This is a genomic window from Streptomyces sp. NPDC005752 (assembly GCF_040630715.1).
Classification (GTDB): Bacteria; Actinomycetota; Actinomycetes; order Streptomycetales; family Streptomycetaceae; genus Streptomyces.
The window spans coordinates 1-18,445 of sequence record NZ_JBEXYB010000018.1; the positions used below are offsets into that span (position 1 = coordinate 1).

At 68.8% G+C, this 18,445-nt stretch carries 14 protein-coding genes and 1 tRNA gene; 7 read left to right on the forward strand and 8 right to left on the reverse strand.

Going from position 1 to position 18,445, the window contains the following annotated elements:
- Positions 1 to 308: 308 nt before the first annotated feature.
- Positions 309 to 1,400: an ankyrin repeat domain-containing protein gene (locus tag ABZ441_RS16760; RefSeq protein ID WP_358973921.1), complete on the reverse strand. Its 1,092-nt coding sequence runs from the start codon at positions 1,398 to 1,400 to the stop codon at positions 309 to 311.
- Positions 1,401 to 1,438: 38 nt separating this feature from the next.
- Positions 1,439 to 2,350 carry a hypothetical protein gene (locus ABZ441_RS16765; RefSeq protein WP_358973924.1) on the reverse strand — a complete coding sequence of 304 codons (912 nt, stop codon included), beginning with the start codon at positions 2,348 to 2,350 and terminating at the stop codon, positions 1,439 to 1,441.
- A gap of 253 nt (positions 2,351 to 2,603) precedes the next feature.
- On the opposite strand from ABZ441_RS16765, the gene ABZ441_RS16770 reads away from it, so the two are divergent.
- The 5 genes from ABZ441_RS16770 (at position 2,604) to ABZ441_RS16790 (ending at position 9,735) form a co-directional block, all read left to right on the forward strand.
- On the forward strand, positions 2,604 to 3,380 hold the full coding sequence (locus ABZ441_RS16770; RefSeq protein WP_358973926.1) for a serine protease: 777 nt from the start codon (positions 2,604 to 2,606) through the stop codon (positions 3,378 to 3,380).
- A gap of 120 nt (positions 3,381 to 3,500) precedes the next feature.
- The gene (locus ABZ441_RS16775) at positions 3,501 to 3,824 is read left to right on the forward strand and encodes a chorismate mutase (RefSeq protein ID WP_358973930.1); all 324 of its coding nucleotides are present in this window, start codon (positions 3,501 to 3,503) and stop codon (positions 3,822 to 3,824) included.
- 225 nt (positions 3,825 to 4,049) lie between these two features.
- Complete coding sequence (gene pepN / locus ABZ441_RS16780) at positions 4,050 to 6,626, forward strand: aminopeptidase N (RefSeq protein WP_358973933.1); 2,577 nt, start codon at positions 4,050 to 4,052, stop codon at positions 6,624 to 6,626.
- Positions 6,627 to 6,904: 278 nt separating this feature from the next.
- Positions 6,905 to 8,305: an aminotransferase class V-fold PLP-dependent enzyme gene (locus tag ABZ441_RS16785; protein WP_358973936.1), complete on the forward strand. Its 1,401-nt coding sequence runs from the start codon at positions 6,905 to 6,907 to the stop codon at positions 8,303 to 8,305.
- Entirely contained in the window at positions 8,302 to 9,735 is a 1,434-nt protein-coding gene (locus ABZ441_RS16790; protein WP_358973940.1) for a SidA/IucD/PvdA family monooxygenase, read from the forward strand. The genes ABZ441_RS16785 and ABZ441_RS16790 overlap by 4 nt, the downstream gene beginning before the upstream one ends.
- A gap of 85 nt (positions 9,736 to 9,820) precedes the next feature.
- Here the strand turns inward: ABZ441_RS16790 and ABZ441_RS16795 are convergent, their stop codons facing one another.
- Positions 9,821 to 11,632 (reverse strand): 5'-nucleotidase C-terminal domain-containing protein, encoded by a 1,812-nt coding sequence (locus ABZ441_RS16795; RefSeq protein ID WP_358973943.1) that lies wholly within the window; start codon positions 11,630 to 11,632, stop codon positions 9,821 to 9,823.
- 247 nt (positions 11,633 to 11,879) lie between these two features.
- Here ABZ441_RS16795 and pyk point away from each other — a divergent pair, with 247 nt between their 5' ends.
- Entirely contained in the window at positions 11,880 to 13,313 is a 1,434-nt protein-coding gene (gene pyk, locus ABZ441_RS16800; protein ID WP_358973946.1) for a pyruvate kinase, read from the forward strand.
- 6 nt (positions 13,314 to 13,319) lie between these two features.
- Here the strand turns inward: pyk and ABZ441_RS16805 are convergent, their stop codons facing one another.
- Entirely contained in the window at positions 13,320 to 14,108 is a 789-nt protein-coding gene (locus ABZ441_RS16805; protein ID WP_358973949.1) for a helix-turn-helix domain-containing protein, read from the reverse strand.
- Positions 14,109 to 14,193: 85 nt separating this feature from the next.
- Positions 14,194 to 14,277, reverse strand: a tRNA-Leu gene (locus ABZ441_RS16810).
- A gap of 102 nt (positions 14,278 to 14,379) precedes the next feature.
- Between ABZ441_RS16810 and ABZ441_RS16815 the strand changes: the two genes are divergently transcribed.
- On the forward strand, positions 14,380 to 15,036 hold the full coding sequence (locus ABZ441_RS16815; protein ID WP_031094407.1) for a response regulator: 657 nt from the start codon (positions 14,380 to 14,382) through the stop codon (positions 15,034 to 15,036).
- A 75-nt stretch (positions 15,037 to 15,111) separates the two neighbouring features.
- Here ABZ441_RS16815 and ABZ441_RS16820 read toward each other — a convergent pair whose 3' ends face one another.
- The 3 genes from ABZ441_RS16820 to ABZ441_RS16830 are packed head-to-tail and all read right to left on the reverse strand — an operon-like array spanning position 15,112 to position 18,442.
- A complete protein-coding gene (locus ABZ441_RS16820; protein ID WP_358973953.1) occupies positions 15,112 to 15,828 on the reverse strand; it encodes an ABC transporter ATP-binding protein in 717 nt (238 codons plus the stop codon).
- Positions 15,825 to 16,700 carry an ABC transporter ATP-binding protein gene (locus tag ABZ441_RS16825; protein WP_358974267.1) on the reverse strand — a complete coding sequence of 292 codons (876 nt, stop codon included), beginning with the start codon at positions 16,698 to 16,700 and terminating at the stop codon, positions 15,825 to 15,827. Before ABZ441_RS16825 ends, ABZ441_RS16820 begins: the two co-directional genes overlap by 4 nt.
- A gap of 5 nt (positions 16,701 to 16,705) precedes the next feature.
- Entirely contained in the window at positions 16,706 to 18,442 is a 1,737-nt protein-coding gene (locus ABZ441_RS16830; RefSeq protein WP_358973956.1) for a branched-chain amino acid ABC transporter permease, read from the reverse strand.
- Positions 18,443 to 18,445 lie beyond the last annotated feature (3 nt).

The window sequence follows — 18,445 nt, forward strand, 5'->3', positions numbered from 1 at the left end:
GTCCGATCTGCTCCGCCCGCAGCGCCGGTTCCGGCCGCGCCGGCGGCACGGGGCGCGGCAGCGCTCCCGGCCGCGGCCGACGGGCAGCGTGACCCCGGGGTGCGGTGCCCGGTTCCGCCGGTCACCGCACCCCGTGCCCGTCCTCACAGCCCGGGCGCACCCCCGCGGGGAAGACCCCGGACGTGCCGGTGATCCGGCCGGGGACGATCCGGCGATCCTGAGTGGTACCGCCACCGGCACGTGGCTGCCGCACGGCACGACGAACAGGCCGCAGCGAGCACGGCGCCGTCGAAAACCGCCGGTCGGGCTCAGGCCACGCCGGGGCTCCCGCTGTCCGTCCCGTCCCTCTCGTACTGGGCGAGCGCCCGCGCCGCCGCGTCGGCCGGCGCCGGGGCCGCGGACCGGGTCAGCTCCCGCAGCAGCGGGACCGCCCGGTCGGCGAACGGTCTGCCGCCGGTACGGAAACCGAGCCGCGCCAGGACGTCCACGCCGAACACCTGCCGCAGCGGATCCTCACCCGCCGTCCAGGCGGCCGCCGCCTGGAACGTCTCCTCGTCGCCCCGCAGCCAGAGCGTCCCCACCGCCACCAGCCAGTTGTCCAGCGCCGGGTCACCGCCCCGCAGCGCCCGGACGGCCAGTTCCTCGAACGGGGCCCGCAGGCCCATCTCGTTCTCCAGGAGCGTGGCGATCGCCCCGTGCCCCGTCTGCAGGTCCTGGGCCGCGAACGGCTGCCCGTCCCGGAGCAGTTCGACCGTGACCGTCACCCCGCCGTCCACCGGGTCGCGGCGCACCTCACACTCGTGACCGTCGTCCCCGTGCGAGCGCCGCAGCGACCCCCGCAACTCCTGCTCCACGTCCAGCGTGAGCATGCGCCTGGCCTCGTCCAGCGCGGGGGAGAGGCCGCGGGCCCCGTGCCGGAGCAGGGCCCGCACCGTGTGCACCGATCCCCTCCGGGCCGCAACCACCAGCGGCACCTCACCCCGAGGGCCCGTCAGGTCCGGATCCGCACCATGGGCGAGCAGGGTCTCCGCGACCCGCGCATGGCCGAGGCCCGCCGCCCAGCGCAGCGCCGTGAAGCCGAACTCCTCGCTCAGATCCGGCTCGGCCCCTGCGGACAGAAGCGCCTCGACGGCCTCCGCATGGCCGCCGCACGCCGCCCCGCACAGCGGAAGATCGCCCGCCTCGAGGCCACTCGCGCGGTTCGGGTCCGCGCCCGCGGCCAGGAGCAGCCGGACCGCGCCGGGAAGGTCCTGCACGGACGCCAGATACAGCGCGGTCGTCCCCTCCTCGTCGGCCGACTCGGCGGACGCGCCCGCACGGAGCGCCCGTACGACGGCGTTCTCATCGTCGTACAACGCCTCGAAGAGGCTGCGCGCACCCCCAACCGGACCCTTGGTCATACACCGACCCTACGGCCACCCCGGTCAGGGACGATTCCTCAGGTGTCGCACTCCAGGACCGTGCGGCACAGCCCGCACCGGGCGCGTGTCCGGCCCCGGACCGGGACCCGTACGCGCTGGTGGCAGGTGGGGCAGGCGAAGGAGACCCGTAGCGCGTCCGCCGCCCCCTCGAAGGCGTACGGAACGGAAGGGGCGGGGGTGCTGCCCGGGTGGTCCCCGGCGTAGCGGCGGTCCTTGGCGTAACGGCGCCTGCCCGCCCACCCCGCGGCCGTCAGCGGCGGCCGCTGCAGGTCGCGCAGGGCCTCGGCGCGGCCCTTGGTGTACGCCGTGTACGCCTGGGGGCTGGTGAACCACACGGACGGGTCCTCCCCGAAGGCCAGCGCACGCTTGGCGAGCACGTAACCGAACTCCTCGGGTGTGAGATAGCCGAGCTTCTGACTGGAGACCGCGTCCTGGCGGAAGGCGTCCAGCAGCAGCCAGCCCGCGCCGAGGTAGGCCGTCACCGTGTCCGTGAGGATCTCGTTGTCGCGGGTGCCGGGAAGCTCCAGTCCCAGCCGGTGCAGCAGCACATGGGTGATCTCGTGCGCCAGCGCGGCCCCGATGTCCCTGCGGTGCGTGCGGAAACGGTCGTTCAGCTCGATGAAGTACTCGGGTCCTGCGGTGAGTTCGACGCTCGCGGCGTGCTCCATCCGCCGGAAGCCCACGACGATACGGGCCTGCGGCAGCCGCAGGTGCTGGACCAGGGCGCCGGCCACCCGCTGGGCACCGAGATACAGGTCGTCCACGTCGGAGAAGGCGGCGTCGGCCGGGGCGAGGCTCGTGGCGTAGGCGTGCACACCGTCGGGGGAGATGCGCCGGTAGAGCGAGGTGATCGCGGACCGGACCGCGTCGAGATGCGGGAAGCCATGGACGACCGGACCGCCGCCGCTGCCGTTACTGCCGTCACTCACGTCCGAACCCCCATCAATGGCGCTCAACGGACCTTCACTCTAGGCCGGTCGGAGTGAATTCGGCCGATCGCCGGGAGGTGATCTTGGCCGGAAACCCTGCCTTGTGACAGCGGTGAACGCCTCCCGATAATCGGATCGTTCTTGTCGGGAGCATGCCCAGAATTGCTCGGTCCGTGCCCCTGACCAGCACACGCACGCCCGCACGCCTGCAGCAGCCCCCATGCCGGCCCCCACACGAAAGCAGGCACAACCCGTGAAGCAGCTTCTGCGCACGCTCAAGAGATGCTCCGTCATAGCCGCGGTGGCCCTCGCCACCATCAGCCTCCAGCCGTCGAACGCCTCCGCCGCCCCCGCACCCGTCGTCGGCGGCACCCGCGCGGCCCAGGGCGAATTCCCCTTCATGGTCCGGCTCTCCATGGGCTGCGGCGGTGCCCTCTACAGCCAGACCATCGTGCTCACCGCCGCCCACTGCGTCAGCGGCTCCGGCAACAACACCTCCATCACCGCCACCGCCGGAGCCGTCGACCTCCAGTCGTCCTCCGCCGTCAAGGTCCGCTCCACCAAGGTCCTCCAGGCACCCGGCTACAACGGCGTCGGCAAGGACTGGGCACTGATCAAGCTCGCCCAGCCCATCAACCAGCCCACCCTGAAGATCGCCACCACCACCGCCTACGACACCGGCACCTTCACCATCGCCGGCTGGGGCGCTGCCACCGAGGGCGGCGGCCAGCAGCGCTACCTGCTCAAGGCCAACGTGCCGTTCGTCTCCGACGCCACCTGCCAACAGGCCTACGGCAGCGACCTCGTACCCAGCCAGGAGATCTGCGCCGGATACGTCAGCACCGGCGGCGTCGACACCTGCCAGGGCGACTCCGGCGGCCCCATGTTCCGCAAGGACAACGCCGGAGCCTGGACCCAGGTCGGCATCGTCAGCTGGGGCGAGGGCTGCGCACGGCCCGGCTACCCCGGCGTCTACACCCAGGTGTCGACCTTCGCCTCCGCCATCGCCTCGGCCGCCGCCACCCTCTGACCCGCCCCGCCACACACCCCCGGGGGCGCCCTCCTGACGGGCGCCCCCGGACCCACCCCGCCGACCGGACCCACCCCGCCGACGCCCACCCCACGACCGTTGCGTCTAGGCTCGCTGACCATGACCACGAGCAACACCGACGAGTACGTCACCGCCGAACTGAACCGGCTCCGCGAGAGCATCGACAACATCGATGCCGCAGTCGTCCACATGCTCGCCGAGCGTTTCAAGGCCACCCAGCAGGTCGGACACCTCAAAGCCGAACACCACCTGCCGCCCGCAGACCCGGCCCGCGAGGCCCGCCAGATCACCCGGCTCCGCCAGCTCGCCGAGAGCGCCAGGCTGGACCCCGCCTTCGCCGAGAAACTGCTGAACTTCATCGTGGCCGAGGTCATCCGCCACCACGAGCGCATCGCCGAGGAAACCGCCGGCCCCGACGCCTGACCCACCGCCGCCGTGCCCGACCCGGCGGCCCGCCCGTCCCGGACGCGCGCCCGACCGCCTGCACCGGCCCTGCGCACCGGACCGGGCCCGACGCACCCCCGGCCCGGCGCACCCCACCCCCGCAAGAGAGCGCCGACACCCGGCGAGCGGACACCCCGCCCCCCGCCGTCAGCCCTGCGAGAACCCCGCTGCACAGCCCCCAACCCGTACGGCAGCATGGGCGCCATGTCCGTACTGACGCGCAACGAAGCGCAGACCCGCGCCCAGCTCCTCGACGTACACCGCTACACGGTCGACCTCGACCTCACCACGGGCGACGAGACCTTCGACTCCAGGACAGCCATCCGGTTCACCGCCCACACGGCCGGAGACACCTTCGTCGAGATCAAGCCGGAGACCCTGCGCTCACTCAGCCTCGACGGACAACCCCTCGACCCCGAACGCCTCGACGACAACCGCTACCCCCTGGACCGCCTCACCGCAGGCCCCCACGAACTCACCGTCGACGCCACCATGCACTACTCCCGCACCGGCGAAGGCATGCACCGCTTCACCGACCCCGCCGACGGCGAAACCTACGTCTACACCCAGCTCTTCATGGACGACGTCCAACGCGTCTTCGCCGCCTTCGACCAGCCCGACCTCAAATCCGTATTCGACCTCACCGTCACCGCACCCACCGGCTGGACCGTCCTCGGCAACGGCACCACCACCCGCACCACCGACGGCCGCTGGACCATCGCCCCCACACCACCCATCTCCACCTATCTCGTCGCCGTCGCCGCAGGCCCCTGGCACTCCGTCACCACCCACCACGCCGGCCTCCCCTTCGGCATCCACTGCCGCCGCTCCCTCGCCCCCCACCTCGACGCCGACGCCGACGAGATCCTCGACATCACCCGCGCCTGCTACGACCGATACCACCAGAAATTCGACGAGCCCTACCCCTTCGACTCCTACGACCAGGCATTCGTACCCGAATTCAACGCCGGCGCCATGGAGAACCCCGGACTCGTCACCTTCCGCGACGAATTCATCTACCGCTCCGCAGTCACCGACACCGAACGCCAGACCCGCGCCGTCGTCATCGCCCACGAAATGGCACACATGTGGTTCGGCGACCTCGTCACCCTCACCTGGTGGGACGACATCTGGCTCAACGAGTCCTTCGCCGAATACATGGGCTACCAGACCCTCACCGAAGCCACCCTTCCCCAAGGGGAGGCCCCATTCCCCGACACCTGGGTCGACTTCGGCGTCGCCCGCAAGGGATGGGGCTACGACGCCGACCAACGCCCCACCACCCACCCCGTCGCACCCGACCCCGACGCCGTCCCCGACACCGCCTCCGCCCTCCTCAACTTCGACGGCATCTCCTACGCCAAGGGCGCCTCCGCACTACGCCAACTCGTCGCCTGGCTCGGCGAGAAGGACTTCCTCGCCGGCATCAACACCCACTTCGCCCGGCACAAATTCGCCAACGCCACCCTCGCCGACTTCATCGACAACCTCGCCACCGCCACCGACCGTGACGTCCACACCTGGGCCGCCACCTGGCTCCGCACCACCGGCATCGACACCCTCACCGCCCACGTCGAGAACACCGGTAACAGCTGGAACCTCACCGTCGACCACGCCGGAAACCGCCCCCACCGCATCACCGTCGGCACCTACGACCACAGCCTCGACACCCAGACCGGGGCCGACCACCTCACCCTGCGCGACCGCTTCGACCTCGACATCCCCCAGAACGGCAACGGCACACCCACCACCCAGCCCGGCCGACGCCCCGACCTCGTCGTCCCCAACGACAACGACCTCACCTACGCCAAGATCCGCCTCGACCCCGACTCCTGGAACACCGCCCTCACCCACCTCTCCGGCATCCCCGACGCCCTCACCCGCGCCCTCCTGTGGAACACCGCCCGCGACATGGTCCGCGACGGCGAACTCCACCCCACCGTCCACCTCACCGCCGCCCGCACCCACCTCCCCTACGAAACCGACCTCGCCCTCGTCCAAGGCGTCCTCGGCTTCGCCGCCACCCACATCGCCGACCGCTACCTCCCACCCCAGGACCGGCCCACCGCCCTGACCACCCTCACCTCACTCAGCCGCGACCTCCTGCGCCGCACCGAAGGACTCACCCCCGCGGACTGGGAACCCCACCAGGACGGCACCCGCCCCGACAGCCCGGACCCCGGCCTCCGCCTCACCGCCGTACGCCACTTCATCGACGCCGCCACCCAGCCCGACGCCATCCAGGACTGGCTCCGCGAAGGCACCGTCCCCGGCGGACCCGAACTCGACCCCGAACTCCGCTGGCGCATCCTCACCCGCCTCGCCGTCCTCGGCGCCACCGACGAAACCGCCATCACCCACGAACTCGACAAGGACCCCAGCGCCACCGGCCAGGAAGGCGCCGCCCGATGCCGCGCCGCCCTCCCCACCCCCGAAGCCAAAACCGCCGCCTGGCAAGCCATGTTCACCGACGACACCCTGTCCAACTACCTCTTCACCGCCACCGCGCAAGGCTTCTGGCAACCCGAACAGGCCGAACTCCTCCACCCCTACGTCGCCCGCTACTACCCCGACGTCATCGCACTCGCCGCACGCCGCGGCCCCGCCATCGCCGAAGCCGCCGGGCGCTACGCCTTCCCCGCCCACGCCGTCGACCCCGACAGCATCCGCCTCGGCGACCAAGCCCTCGACAACCCGGCGATCACCCCCGCCCTGCGCCGCAAACTCACCGACCAGCTCGACGACCTCCGCCGCGCCCTCGCCGTACGCAACGCCCACTGACCGAAGCCCACCCACACCCCAACCCACCACCCACCGCCCCGCCACAACCTCCGAAACAACCGAGCACCACCCGCCACCGTGCCCGGCCCCCCACCCACAGGGGCCGGGCACAGCCATGCGAACAACAAACGCCCATACCAGCCCCGCACCCCCCGACACCGCCACACCAGACCCCAATACCCCATTCGGGTCGAGATCGTTGGGCTCTTCGGCCGCACCCTCCGCAATCCGGACAAGCTGGCACCACCGCCCCGCGCACCCGAAGGACCACACCACCCATGCCCACCCCACCCCTCGCCGGAGGCACCGCAGGCCCCACCCACCTGCGCCCCCTCCTCGACACCGTCCTCACCGCACTCCACGACGGAGCCACCCGCCGCAACGGCCCCCTCCCCGCCGGCGGCCCCCACACCGTCACCCAAAACCTCCACCGCACCACCGGCCCCCTCATCCCCGACCACGGCACCGGCGCCCACCACGCCCTCCGCACCCTCGTGACCGCACTCACCGAAGGCGCCGCCGACCCCGCACACCCCCACTGCGCAGCCCACCTCCACACCCCACCCCTCGCACTCGCCGCCGCAGCCGACCTCGCCGCCTCCGCCCTCAACCCCTCCATGGACTCCTGGGACCAGGCCCCCGCCGCCTCCGCCCTCGAAACCGCCCTCACCACCGCCCTCGCCACCGAGATCTACCCCCACACCCCGAAACCCGACGCCCTCGTCACCACCGGTGGCACCGAAGCCAACCAACTCGCCCTCCTCCTCGCCCGCGAACGCCACGGCCCCGTCCAGACCATCTGCGCCGCCAACGCCCACCACAGCATCACCCGCGCCGCCTGGCTCCTCGGCCTACCCCGACCCGTCGTCATCCCCGCCCCCCACGGCGTCATGAACCTGACCGCACTCCGCGACGCCCTCATCCACCACCAAGGCCCCCTCCTCGTCACCGCCACCGCAGGCACCACCGACACCGGACAGATCGACCCCCTCACCGACATCGCCGACCTCACCACCACCCACGGCGCCGAACTCCACATCGACGCCGCATACGGCGGCCCCCTCCTCTTCAGCCCCACCCACCGCCACGCCCTACGCAGCCTCCACCGCGCCCACAGCGTCACCCTCGACCTGCACAAACTCGGCTGGCAACCCGCATCCGCCGGCATCCTCGCCGTCCCCCACCACCACCACCTCGACGCACTCCACCACCACGCCCCCTACCTCAACGCCGACGACGACACCGACGCCGGACTCCCCGACCTCCTCGGCCGCTCCCTCCGCACCACCCGCCGACCCGACGCCCTCAAGATCGCCGTCACCCTCCAGGCACTCGGCCGCGACGGACTCGCCGACCTCATCGACCGCACCATCGCCACCGCCCACCACCTCGCCGACCTCATCGAGAACAACCCCACACTCGAGCTCTACGACCGCCCCACCATCAGCACCGTCCTCTTCCGCCCCACCCACACCGACGACACCACCGTCGCCACCATCCGCCGCACCCTCCTCGACCAAGGCCACGCCGTCCTCGGCCGCGCCCACACCGACCAGGGCCTCTGGCTCAAAGCCACCCTCCTCAACCCCCACACCACCCCCGACGACCTCCGAAGCCTCCTCACCCTCGTCACCCACGCCCACACCGGCGCCACCAAGGAAGGCAGCACCCCCCGATGACCGACCGGACCACCCCCGAAGGCGACCGGCCCCACGACCTCATCGGCATCGGCCTCGGCCCCTTCAACCTCTCCCTCGCCGCACTCGCCCACGGCATCCCCACCACCCCCGGCAGCAGCCCCCTCACCACCGCCTTCTACGAACAACGCCCCGCCTTCCACTGGCACCCCGGCCTCCTCATCGACGGCGCCACCCTCCAGGTCCCCTTCCTCGCCGACCTCACCACCCTCGCCGACCCCACCAGCCCCTGGACCTTCCTCAACTACCTCCGCACCCGCGAACGCCTCTACCCCTTCTACTTCGCCGAGCAATTCCACATCCACCGAGCCGAATACGACGCCTACTGCCGCTGGGTCAGCGAACAGCTCCCCACCATCCACTTCGACCACCGGGTCGACGCCATCCACTGGAACCCCGGCCACTCCCACTACGAAGTCGACTACACCCACCTCGGCCCCGACGGCGAAGCCCAGTCACAAGGACACACCCACACCCGCCACATCGCCCTCGGAGTCGGCACCGCACCCTTCATCCCCGAACCCCTGCGCCCCCTCGCAGAAGCCCCCGCCACCCCCGTCATCCACTCCGCCGACTACCTCCACCACCGCGAGGAACTCCTCCGGGCCGACCACATCACCGTCATCGGCTCAGGCCAGTCCGGCGCCGAAATCTTCCTCGACCTCCTCCGCGCCCGCCCCCGCGGCATCGAGAAGATCCACTGGCTCGCCCGCACCCAGGCCTTCGCCCCCATGGAGTACTCAAAACTCGGCCTCGAACACTTCACCCCCGACTACACCCACTACTTCCACGCACTCCCCGAACACGTACGCGACAACCTCGTCCCCCAGCAATGGCAACTCCACAAAGGCATCGACACCGACACCATCTCCGCCATCCACGACGAGCTCTACCGACGCACCCTCCACGGCGGCTGGCCCGACGCCACCCTCACCCCAGGAGTCAGCGTCCGCACCGCAGGCCGCCTCTCCGGCAACGGCAACCGCATCGAACTCCACCTCGAACACACCCAGCAGACCACCCGCAGCCGCCTCACCACCGACGCCGTCGTCCTCGCCACCGGCTACCGCGAACGCCCCCTCGACACCCTCCTCACCGGCATCGCCCCCCACATCCGCCGCGACACCCAAGGACGCCCCCGCATCCACACCGACTTCCGCCTCGACCTCGACCCCACCCTCACCGGCAACATCTACGTACAGAACGCCGAACGCCACACCCACGGAGTCGGCGCCCCCGACCTCGGACTCGCCGCCTGGCGCAGCGCCACCATCCTCAACCACCTCACCGGCACCACCCCCTACCCCCTCCCACAACGCACCGCCTTCACCACTTTCGGCCTCACCCCCCGCCCCAACCCCGCCATCCCCGGACAGGGCAGCACGGTCACCCCCCTCACACAGGACCACTGACACACGAAGGCGGCCGCTCCCCGACGAGAACGGCCGCCTCGCACCGACCGGCCAGAACAACCAACCGGCCAGAACAACCCACCGGCTAGAACACCGGCACACCATCCCGCGTCAGACGCCAGTCCACCGACGCGAACTCCGCCGGATCCACCGACCCCTTCGCCTGAACCCACCCGATGATCGTGTTCCGGATCTCATCCGAATTCGCCCACAACTGCTTCGAACCCGGCACGTGCGGGAAGTTGCCCCCACCACTCGCCCGATAGTTGTTCACCGCAAACACGAACTGCGCCGCCGCATCCACCGGAGCCCCCTCGAACGACAACCCCACGATCCGCGAACCCGCCGGCTTCGCGATATCAATGTCGTACGACACCCCCGACACCACGTCATAGTTGTAATCCGGAATGTTCTCCGCATTCGTCAGCTTCGACGTATCCACCGGCGCCCCCGCAGCCGTCTGCACGTAGTACCTCGCTGAATACTCCAGATAATCCTTCAGCTGCGCACCCGTCAGAAGCCGCGCCTCCAGCGTGTTCTCGAACGGATACAGCCCCGCCGCATCCTTGATCGTCACCTCACCCGCAGGAATCGCCGCCGTACGCGAGAAGCACGCCGCCTGCGACAGCACCGGCAACGCCGCATACTCCCCGCCCGCCAGCGCCGCCTTCACCGTCTCCGCCTGCACCAGATTGATCAAATCGATGACAGGCTCGTCCTTCCACGGCGCATCCGCGGTCGACATCGCCGCCACCGACGTACCGATCACCTGGTTCACATACGCCACGACCTTCTTGTGCTCGTCCCCGAGCATCGACGTGATCCGCGGGTCCTCCGGCACGGCGTTCGAGTTCAGCACCGAAGCGCCGACCTTCTCGACCACCCAACGCCCCTTCTCCCACACCAGATCGAAGTCGAACAGCGTCAGCCGCTGCCCCCACTTCAACGGCTCCGAAAGAACGACCTGCTTCCCCGTCTCCTTGTTCGTCACGAAATACTCAGGAATCTCCGAGTGCGCGTGACCCACCAGAATCGCGTCGATCCCCGGCACCTGCTCCGCCACCAGACCCGCCGCGTTCTCCACGTACGGCAACTGATCCCCGTACGACGACGTACCCGACGAACCCGAATGCGCCGAGACGACCACCACATCCGCACCCATCGAACGAAGCTTCGGCACCCACTTCGCCGCCTGCTCCTCAAGGCCCGGGAACACCATCTTCCCGCCCACATTCGCCTTGTCCCAGATCGCGATACCGGGATTCGTCAGCCCCAGCACCGCCACCCGGACGTCACGGCCGTGCGGCGTACGCACCCGCTTCATCACATACGGCGCGAAAGCCGGCCGCAACGTCTTCGCGTCCAGCGCATTCGCACCCAGCAGCGGAAAGTCGCACTGCTCCTCGAACTTCCGCAGCACCGGAATGCCGTAGTTGAACTCATGATTCCCGAGCGCCGCCGCGTCATAGCCGATCCTGTTCATCGCCTGCGCCATCGGATGAACCGGGCCACGCTTCGCCGTGATCGGATCGATCTTCGCGTAGTAGTACGACAACTGAGTGCCCTGAATCGTGTCACCCGCATCGATCAGCAGCGTGTTCCGGCGCCCACGCTCCTCACGGATCTGATTCACCAGCGTCGAGATCTTCGCCAGACCGACGTCGTTGTGCGCCTTGTCGTCGAACTCCTTGTCCGTGAAGTAGTCCCAGTTGAAGACGTTCCCGTGCAGATCCGTCGTCCCCATCACCGTGAACGAGTACCGCTTCGGCGGGCGCCCGTGACCATGCCCCTTCGCCTCCGAGGCCACCGCCGGCCCCGATCCGACCCCGCCGGCCAGCGCCACACCCGCACCGGCCACGGCCGAACGGCCCAGAAACGTCCTACGGTTCAACGGCATCCTTGACTCCTCGTGTCTGCGAACAACGCGCGTAGATTCTGGCCCAGCGACCCCCACGCGCAACACCCCACGCAGGTTTCGATCTGATGACCGGCAGCCACCCCCGCCCCACCGGACCACCCCGCACACGCTCATCGGAGCACCCGGCCGCACAATTCAACAGTTAGCAATAACCGTTCACCAAAAGGCCGTTGGACAGTCCCGCAGGGACAAATACCTACCCGCAGGTAAGGTCTAGGCTCGAACCATGCGCCGAGCAAAAATCGTTTGTACCCTGGGACCCGCAACCGACACGTACGAGCAGATCAAGGCACTCGTCGAAGCGGGAATGGACATCGCCCGCCTCAACCTCAGCCACGGCAGCTACGCCGAACACGAAGAGCGCTACCACCACGTACGCAAAGCATCCGAGGAGACCGGCCGCAGCGTAGGAATCCTCGCCGACCTTCAAGGCCCGAAGATCCGCCTCGGCCGCTTCGCCGAAGGCCCCGTACTCCTTGAACGCGGCGACGACTTCACCATCACCGTGGAACCCATGGAAGGCGACCGCACCACCTGCGGCACCACCTACGACGGCCTCGCCGCCGACGTCACCACCGGCGAACGCATCCTCATCGACGACGGCCGCGTCACCCTCGAAGTCACCGAAGTCGACGGACCCCGCGTCCACACCACCGTCATCGAAGGCGGCATGGTCTCCGACCACAAGGGACTCAACCTCCCCGGAGTCGCCGTCTCCGTCCCCGCCCTCTCCGAGAAGGACATCGAAGACCTCCGCTGGGCCCTCCGCACAGGCGCCGACATCATCGCCCTCTCCTTCGTGCGCACCGGACGCGACATCGACGACGTCCACCGCATCATGGACGAGGAGGAACGCCGCCTCCCCGTCATCGCCAAGGTCGAGAAGCCCCAGGCCGTCGACAACATCGACGACATCGTCGCCGCCTTCGACGGCATCATGGTCGCCCGCGGCGACCTCGGCGTCGAAATGCCCCTGGAACAGGTCCCGATCGTCCAGAAGCGCGCCATCAAACTCGCCAGGCGCAACGCCAAGCCGGTCATCGTCGCCACCCAGATGCTCGACTCGATGATCGACAACTCCCGCCCCACCCGCGCCGAAGCCTCCGATGTCGCGAACGCCGTCATCGACGGCACGGACGCCGTGATGCTCTCCGGCGAGACCAGCGTCGGCAAGTACCCCGTCGAGACCGTCCGCACCATGGCCCGCATCGTCGAAGCGGCCGAGGAGGACATCCTCGCCAAGGGCCTGCCGCCCCTCACCGACCGCAACAAGCCCCGCACCCAGGGCGGCGCGGTCGCCCGCGCGGCAGCCGAGATGGGCGACTTCCTCGGCGCCAAGTTCTTGGTGGCCTTCACCCAGAGCGGCGACACGGTCAAGCGCCTCTCCCGCTACCGCTCCCCGATCCCGCTCCTCGCCTTCACCCCGGACGAGGCGACCCGCGCGCAGCTGAACCTGACATGGGGCGTGGAGACGTTCCTCGGACCCCACGTCGAGTCGACGGACGCGATGGTGGCGCAGGTGGACGAGGAACTGCTGCGGATCGGCCGCTGCGAGACGGGCGACATCGTGGTCATCACGGCCGGCTCGCCGCCCGGGGTCGCCGGCTCCACGAACCTGGTACGGGTGCACCACATCGGCGAGGACGACAGCCCGAAGTAACGGTCGTCAGTACTTCGGCCCGACGTGAGCGTCCATGAGAGCCACGGACGCCCGTCGGGCTACGGAGATGTTGTACTCCTTGCCTGCACGGGTGCAGTGCGTCCACTCGATGCCGAGCTTGTCCAGGGTGTCGGTGTAGAGCCGGCGGATGTCGTCGGAGACGTTGGTGAACCAGTAGCGCGGATACTCGTAGCGCTTGCGCTCTCCGCCGACCATGCGAGTCGTCCAATTGGTGATCCGGCAACCGTCGGAGTGGACAAGTCCACGAACGAAGGCCCAAGAGTTCGCGTCGACGAGTTCTTGTTGCCAGGGCTCCAGCGCGATCTCACGTTCGTGCTTTCTGCCTGGACCATGTTGCGGGAACAGGCAGAGAAGGTGCTTCGAGTAGACCTTGATGTTGTGGCAGCCGGGTTTGCGGACCCTGCATGTGGCATTGTCAGGGAATACCTTGTGCAGCGCGGCCTCTGCCTCGTCCTGAATGCCCGGCCAGTGGTCGTCGAGAGTGATCATCAGGTTCGGCACTCTGTGCTCTGAGTAGTGGCTGATGTGGCCGTCACCCAGGTAGAGCCCCAGAAGGTATGCGTAGGCGTGCCTATCGAGCTCAGTTCCGTCGCATCGATGGCATGTAGGCGCGTGGGTGCCAGGGCATTCGCCCCGCTTGGACCGATCCATGTGCAGCCAATACGAGATGGTGCCCCGAGGGATGTTCAGGCGTCGGGCGACTTCCGCACCCGTTGTCCCGGAGCTGAGAAGGTCAAGTGCCTTTTGGCGGACTTCTGTCCCGTGAAAGATCACAGCACCACTTTGAATGCTGGCGTGTGCCGGTGCGCAGCAGAAAGCGGATGTTCACGAGAAGGTGAACATCCGCTTTCCACGGGTGTGCCCAGTGTGGGATTCGAACCCACATGCCCAAAGGGCACGGCATTTTGAGTGCCGCGAGTCTAACCAGTTCCTCCAACCGGGCAGGCCAGGGGCTGGAAGCGAGTATACCGGGTCCCCGCGTGTTGGCGCCGCTAGGTAGGCTGCAAGACAGCAGTGCATGCCCGGCCCGCAACAAGGAGCCCCCGTGACCACCCCCGAGTCGCCCCAGCCCGTAGACGCCGCCGACGACGACAAGTCGCACGTCCCGCCGCTGACGACCCGCGTCGTCATCGCCGAGGACGAGGCGCTCATCCGCCTCGACCTCAAGGAGATGCTGGAGGAGGAGGGCTACTCGGTCGTCGGCGAGGCCGGGGACGGGCAGCAGGCCGTGGAGCTGGCGCGGGAGCACCGGCCGGACCTCGTGATCCTCGATGTGAAGATGCCGGTCCTCGACGGGATCTCCGCCGCCGAGAAGATCGCCGAGGAGTCCATCGCCCCGGTTCTGATGCTGACGGCCTTCTCGCAGCGCGACCTTGTCGAGCGGGCCCGGGACGCGGGGGCGATGGCGTATCTGGTGAAGCCGTTCAGTAAGAGCGACGTGGTTCCGGCCATCGAGATGGCCGTGTCCCGGTTCGCGGAGCTGAAGGCGCTGGAGAACGAGATCGCGGACCTGTCGCAGCGGCTGGAGACCCGGAAGCTGGTGGACCGGGCGAAGAGCATCCTGCAGACGGATTACGGGCTTTCCGAGCCCGCTGCGTTCCGCTGGATCCAGAAGACCTCGATGGACCGGCGTATGTCGATGCAGCAGCTGGCCGAGGCTCTGATCGAGGACGCCGAGGAGAAGAAGAAGGCGGCCGAGTAGGTTCGTAGGCGCAGACGGAGAGAAGCCCGCCCCCGGGATGTCCGGGGGCGGGCTTCTCTTCGGTGCGTGGGTTGCTCAGTCCTCGCCGAGGTAGGCCTTGCGGACCGACTCGTCGTGGAGCAGGTCGGCGCCGGTGCCGGAGAGGACGATCTTGCCGACCTCCATGACGTGGCCCTGGTCCGCGAGGGAGAGGGCGGCCTGGGCGTTCTGCTCGACGAGCAGGATCGTGGTGCCCGAGGCCTTGAGCTCGACGATGGTCTCCATGATCTTCTGCATCATGATCGGGGAGAGGCCCATGGAGGGCTCGTCGAGCATGAGCAGCTTGGGCTGGGACATGAGCGCGCGGCCCATGGCGAGCATCTGCTGTTCGCCTCCGGAGAGGGTTCCGGCGGCCTGCTTCCGGCGTTCCCCGAGGATGGGGAAGAGGTCGTAGGCGCGCTGGATGTCCTTCTCGATGCCTGCCTTGTCGGTGCGGAGGAAGGCGCCGAGCTGGAGGTTCTCCGCGATGGTGAGGCGGGGGAAGATGTGGCGGCCTTCGGGGGAGTGGGCGAGGCCCAGTGCCACGATCTTGTGGGCGGGGATGCCGTTCAGGGGCTTCCCGTCGAAGAGGATCCGGCCGCCGGAGGGCTTGAGGAGGCCCGAGAGGGTGCGCAGGGTGGTGGTCTTGCCGGCACCGTTGGTGCCGATGAGGGTGACGACCTGGCCGGCTTCGACGCTGAAGGAGATTCCCTTGACGGCTTCGATCTTGCCGTAGGCGACCCTGAGGTCCTCGACCTCGAGCAGTGCGGTCACTGGTCTTCCCCTTCTGTGCTGGTGGTGCTGGTGGTGCGCTCCGCCTTGTCCGCCCCGGCGGGGGTGTCGGCCTTCTCGGGGGTGTCGCCTTCGAAGGGCGTGCCGAGGTAGGCGGCGACGACGCGTTCGTCGCCCTGGACGACGGCGGGTGTGCCTTCGACGAGCTTCTCGCCCTGGACGAGGCAGGCGACGCGGTCGCAGAGGTTGAAGATGAAGCGCATGTCGTGCTCGATGACGAGTACGGCGATGCCCATGTCCCGGATGGCGAAGATGAGTTCTTCGGTGACGCGGGTTTCCTGCGGGTTCATGCCGGCGGTGGGCTCGTCGAGGAGGAGGAGGCCGGGGTCGCTGGCGAGGGCGCGTGCGATTTCCAGCTTGCGCTGGTCTCCGTAGGGGAGGTTGCGTGCGAGGTGGTCGGCTTTGTCCTGCAGGCCGATGAACTCGAGGAGTTCCATGGCGCGTGCGTGGGACGCGGCTTCTGCCTTCTTGAATCCGGGGCCGCGCAGGAGGGCGGACCAGAGGCCTTCCTTGGTCCTGGTGTGGCGTCCGACGAGGACGTTCTCCAGGACGGTCATGTTGGCGAAGAGCCGGATGTTCTGGAAGGTGCGGGCGATTCCTGCCTGGGTGACGAGGTGGGGCTTGGGTGGCAGGACGGTGCCCTTGTAGCGGACCTTGCCCTCGGTGGGGATGTACAGGCCGGTGAGGCAGTTGAAGAAGGTGGTCTTGCCTGCACCGTTGGGGCCGATGAGGCCGACGATCTCGCCTGCGTTGACCTGGAGGTTGACGTCACGTACGGCGGTGAGGCCGCCGAAGCGCATGGTGACGCCGCCGGCGTCCAGGACGGGCGTGGTGGTCTCGGTGGTGGTCGTCATGTCGTTCACGCCCCCGCCTTCACGGTGCCGACGCCGGAATCGGGCAGTGTGCCTTCGGGCGTGTCGAGTTGGCCGGTCTCGTGGTACTCGAGCTGGGCCCGCCGGTTGGCGATGAGGCCTTCGGGGCGGAAGCGCATCAGCAGGATGAGCGCGAGGCCGAAGCCGAGGAGCTGGTAGTCCTGGAGGAACTGCAGCTTCGCGGGGATCATGTACAGGAGGGTGGCGCCGATCAGGGGTCCGCTGATCGTTCCCATGCCGCCGAGGATGACGGCGGCGAGGAGGAAGGCGGAGTTGGGCGGCACGGGGCCGGCGAAGACGTACATCTCCGGGACGACGGTGCTCTGTACGTGTGCCTGGACGGTGCCGGCGAGGCCGGCGAGGGTGGCGCCGAGGGCGAAGGCGATGAGCTTGACGCGGAAGCCGTTGATGCCCATGGCGGTGGCGGCGGTCTCGTCCTCGCGGATGGCGACCCAGGCGCGGCCGATGCGGGAGCTGCCGGCGCGGCTGAAGACGAGGACCACGAGGATCATCGCGAGCAGCATGAGCAGGTAGTAGTTGGCGTATCCGCCGAGTTCGATGCCGAGGACGGTGTGGGACTCGCCGAAGTCGTATCCGAAGAAGACGAGGTCGGGGATGTTGGGTACGCCGTTGGGGCCGTTGGTGATCTGGGGTCCGGAGACGCCGTCGAGGTTGCCGACGGTGATGCGGAAGATTTCGCCGAAGCCGAGGGTGACGATGGCGAGGTAGTCGCCGCGGAGGCGGAGTGTGGGTGCTCCGATGACGACGCCGAAGATGAGGGAGACGGCTGCTCCGGTGAGGACCGATGCCCAGAACGGGAACTGGACGTCGAACGCGGATGCGGTGGTGCCGGAGACGAGCGCGGCGGTGTAGGCGCCGACGCCGAGGAAGGCGACGTATCCGAGGTCGAGGAGTCCGGCGAGGCCGACGACGATGTTCAGTCCGAGTGCGACGGTCGCGAAGATGAGGATGTTGACCGCGATGAGGGTGTACTGGTCGGTGTTCTGGGTGAAGGGGAACGCGGCTGCGGCGACGAAGGCTGCTGCCACGGCGATGGAGCGGTATTTGGTGGTGAGTACCGAGAGCCGGGCCATGATGCCGGACTTGAACAGGGCGCCCACGGCGAAGCCTGCGGTGATCATGTAGCCGGTGAAGAGTTCGGCGTATTCGGTGTCGATGCCGTAGGTGACGACGAAGAGGCCGATTCCGAAGGCGAGGACGATGATGAGGATCTCGGCCCAGGAGGGGAGTTCCTTGGGGCGGGAGGCCTTGCGGGTGTCGTCGGGGAGCAGGAAGGCGACGAGTGGGATGGCGGAGGCGACCGCCGCGACGAAGCCGCCGGGTTCGAGGTTGACGACGCCGCCGAGTTCGACGGCGATGGCGATGACGGTGAACCAGGTGGTTGCGAAGGCGCCGAGGGCCAGGAACTGGAGGGCTTTGGTGGTGCCGGTGGGGGCGAGCCAGCGGAGGCCTCGGATGTCGAGGGCTGCGAGTGCGTACAGGAGTACGAGGGCGCCCGCGACGAGGGTGAGGACCTGTAGTCCGCCGGGGTAGCCGTAGACGGTGAGGTCGCCGGGGAACTCGTCGGTGTAGGTCCAGGACAGGAAGGTGGCGGCGATCGTCGCGATGCCGCCGAGGGCGGTGAGGCGGCGTAGGCCGGTGGTGCGGGAGCCGGTGTCGGCCTGGGTGGTGACGGTGGCGGTTTTGGTGGTGTCGGTTGTCATGGC